This is a genomic window from Prevotella sp. ICM33 (genome assembly GCF_000517825.1).
GTDB classification, from domain to species: Bacteria; Bacteroidota; Bacteroidia; order Bacteroidales; family Bacteroidaceae; genus Prevotella; species Prevotella melaninogenica.
Genome location: NZ_JACD01000100.1, coordinates 1 through 3,634, shown reverse-complemented (window position 1 = coordinate 3,634; position 3,634 = coordinate 1). Strand labels below are relative to the sequence as shown.

At 39.3% G+C, this 3,634-nt stretch carries 3 protein-coding genes; 1 reads left to right on the top strand and 2 read right to left on the bottom strand.

Translation table 11 applies throughout. The features are described 5' to 3' along the window. Positions 1 to 587: 587 nt before the first annotated feature. On the bottom strand, positions 588 to 1,490 hold the full coding sequence (locus HMPREF1505_RS11700; protein ID WP_036925596.1) for an Abi family protein: 903 nt from the start codon (positions 1,488 to 1,490) through the stop codon (positions 588 to 590). A gap of 334 nt (positions 1,491 to 1,824) precedes the next feature. On the opposite strand from HMPREF1505_RS11700, the gene HMPREF1505_RS12715 reads away from it, so the two are divergent. Continuing rightward, positions 1,825 to 2,475, top strand: coding sequence for a WG repeat-containing protein (locus tag HMPREF1505_RS12715; RefSeq protein ID WP_051412372.1), 651 nt, complete (start codon positions 1,825 to 1,827; stop codon positions 2,473 to 2,475). A 226-nt stretch (positions 2,476 to 2,701) separates the two neighbouring features. On the opposite strand, the gene HMPREF1505_RS11690 is transcribed toward HMPREF1505_RS12715, so the two are convergent. Further along, positions 2,702 to 3,586 (bottom strand): hypothetical protein, encoded by an 885-nt coding sequence (locus HMPREF1505_RS11690; protein WP_231480396.1) that lies wholly within the window; start codon positions 3,584 to 3,586, stop codon positions 2,702 to 2,704. Between the last annotated feature and the right edge of the window lie 48 nt (positions 3,587 to 3,634).

The window sequence follows — 3,634 nt, the reverse complement described above, 5'->3', positions numbered from 1 at the left end:
CGATTTTAGCCCTTAACTTTTATATGTGGAAAAGGTTTACCGGACAGCAATAAAACAAAATCAACTAATATACAATAGGCTTACTCTTCAAATCTTTATCCGCCAGGCAACTCCCCTCCTTTGGAGGGGTTGGGGGAGGTGGTATGTGAAAATGCTAATATAGAATAGGTTTACTCTTCAAGTCTTTATCCGTTAGGCAGCTCCCCTCCTTTGGAGGGGTAGGGGGAGGTTGAGATATAAAAATGCTTTACAAATCCTCAAACATTAAGACTTAAAATAGAGCCAAAAACAAGCGATTCTCTTATGCTTGTAAGTGTTTTGTTATCAGATAGTTGTGAGGAAGAGTTTCAAAAGGTGCTTATTAAGGGTTCAAAAGGGCGTTAGTAAGACCTCAAAAGGGCATCTTTTGCAAGCCAATTAGGCGTCTTTTCAAAGCCAAGAGAGCATATATTGAAATTTAGTACACGGAAAAAATGTTTACAAGTGGACAAGTGGACAAGTAGACAAGTTTACAAGTAAACAAGTTGCTTGCGAAACATATAACTCGTTTACTCGTTCACTTGTAAACTCGTTCACTCGTATCTTTATTACAGAATTTTCCAGAGTGGTTCATTCTTCCAATTAGCAGGGAATCCCATTGCAAGAATGTCCACATTAGGATAGTCTGTTAGTAATGATGAAAGGTTGTGGGTCATATTATTATTTATATCAATAATATTAACGAAGTATTTCAAGATACACAAATCATAATAAATACGGTTTGTAGGTACAGGCGTGTTAATCCAAGGTAGCAGCATTCTCTTTGCTTCTGTTGGAAGGATGGTATTCTGCTTATTCCAGATGCGAGCATGGTGACAACATGCATTTCTTGTTAGGGCAATAATTGTAAACCAAGAACTGAATACAGGAACTTTCAATGAGAATTCGTCAGCAATTTTCTTTCGCAGAGCATTATTAGCAAGGTTTCCATAAATGTGGTTTAGCACACCTATTGGCAATATCTCTGTTAATATCCATGCAGGTGGGTAGGGGTTGCTGTATTTTCGTTTGAAATGTATGATAAAGTCCTCTTTAGAAGTGTTCAGTTCCTTATCAATAAAATTCATAGTTTTTCGAAACCTATCAGCGTTGGCATACATTGATATATCTGTCATCCAGAATAAGTTCCCGGTTTCCTTGGAGACTATATTTGCAAGTGCGCTACGTATAGCTACTTCTATTTTTGCAATTTCTGTGAAGGCTAAGATACGTAACTTTTGATCAAAGTCGTAAAGTGATAATGCTGTATGAAAATTGCTATTAGCTTTAAAAATCTGTGCACTTTTGGGGTGAGCAAGGAAAGGGTATAGATAGGCACTGAAGCGGTAGTAGCTTATTTGTCTAAGCTTTTGTGCTACAAAAGAAATATTGTCAATGACAAGATTACGGCTTTGAAGTAGTAAAGCAAGTTGCTCAGGTGAATGGTATTGTTTATTGAAAGGTGTTGTCATAGTTGTAAAATAAAACGTCCCCCGATTTGAGCATTGTGAAGAGGCTTGGGGGAACTGATGCTACAAAGATAGATGTTTTTCTTTTTATCACCAAGGATTTTACGAAAAAAGTTTGTTGCAAGTTTACAGGTTTAGATGTTTACAAGTGGACGAGTTTACAAGTTCACAAGTTTACAAGTTCACAAGTTCACAAGTAAACAAGTTGCGTACGAAACATATAACTCGTTCACTCGTTCACTTGTTCACTTTTTTTTAAAACCCACTTGCTTTTGGTTTATTATTTTAGTATCTTTACAGCGGAAGATTATTAATACCTAAACAACGAAGAATCAAGATGAAGAGGTTACAGCTTATTATGCCAATGTTGGCTTGTTGTTTGGCACTGCCCTGTTTGTCATTCACAGATGTGAAGGACTCATATTTGGTTTTGCAGGTTGATACGACACAGAAGTATGAACAATATTCTTATGTTAATGAGAAGGGAGAAACGGTTGTGCCTTATAATCGTTATTTGCAGTGTTATACAGACACAATCCGTACTATTGGCTTTGTGTGGAAGTCGAATGTGGGGTGTGTTGCAATCAATAATCAGGGGCAAGAGCTGTTCAATGTTTATATGGTGGATAACGGCAATGACTATCCCGTTGATGGACTCTTTAGAATCTTGGATGAGAGCGGACAGAAGATGGGCGTTGCGAATATGGAAGGCAAGGTTGTTGTCAGTCCGAAGTACGATGCTATCTTTCCATATCATGATGGTTTAGCAGCTGTGGCAGTAGGGAGTAAGACGGTGCGACCAGCCGATGATCCTGAACACGAATATACTGTAGGAGGTAAGTGGGGGTTCATCGATAAGCAAGGCAATGAGGTTATTCCTTTGGAGTATGATAGTATCGCTAACTATCGCCGCTTTGTGAATGGTAAAGCCCTCGGCTTGAAGCATGGTAAGTGGATAAAACTCTCTATTCGTCAGAAGAAGAGATAGAGAGTGCTGGTAACAAATCGTTTGGGGAATTACGAAAGGACTTCTCCAACTCTCTCGTTGCCTTCAAATTCCACTGGCGACTACGAATTACGCAAATTGCACGAATCACTTAGCAAAAGAATTCGTGTCATTCGTGCCATTCGTAGTCGTTCAATATTTGTAGTTCTGATCATAAAGTTCAAAGTTCAAACCTCAAAGTTCAAAGTTAACAGTTCAAAGTTAACAGTTATTTTACCGTATAAACAGTCGAGGTTAGTTTCATCTTTTCGACATCAAATGTAGTGAGATAGGAAGTATTAGCAAAGGCTGTTGAGAGAACCGCGAACTTCTTTATCCCATACAGGTCGCAACCATAAAGCATATAGTTAGCGATATCTGTTGTTGTGAAATAAGGTGTCATCGGAGTATGTGAGTGTATTACCTCTGTTATCTCTTCACCATTCATTGTTATTGGCTGCTCAAGAAAACTACGATGAAACCTGCGCCAACTGAGTATGTTCATATCCTTATCAAAGTCGAAAGCGTAGTCATCACCGATAGGAATCACCCCATGCTTTGTTGTACCATGCAGGAGGTAGAGTCTATAACCACCTTTCTCCAAAGGGAGCAAGTCCCAGTTCAAGCCAGATGTGTTAGACAAGAAAATACTATCTCCCTTCTCTTTTATGACCTTACGCGGTGCAATCTGCTTTGCTTTGAGCTGTTCGATCTCGGTTGGTTTAAGTTTACGTGGTGTGGCAGAACAGACATAGAAACTCGTGTCGTTACTCAGGTGGAGCGTCAGTTCAAAAACGGTCTGTTCCTTATCAAGGTTAGCAAAGATATAACGCCATGTCAGGTTTCCTTCTTCAAAAGCGGTAGCAGAATTGATTTCCTCTCTCTTGACATTATATTTCATAAGTGAATCAGTAGCTCGCCACGCCAATTTCTCATAAGTATACAACCACATTCCTTCCGCAAGGATAGAGTCATTGATAGCTTGGAAACGCTCTGGAGAGGGTGCTGTCAACTTCTTTGGTGCGGTCTGTGCCTTACCATAAATGGAGAAACATAAGAAGAACAGTACGAACAAGATCGGTTTTGTCTTGGATTTGCAAAGTAATGTTTTCATAATAATATTTGTTTAGGAAGCCTCACCCCCCCAGCCCCTCCAGCCTCA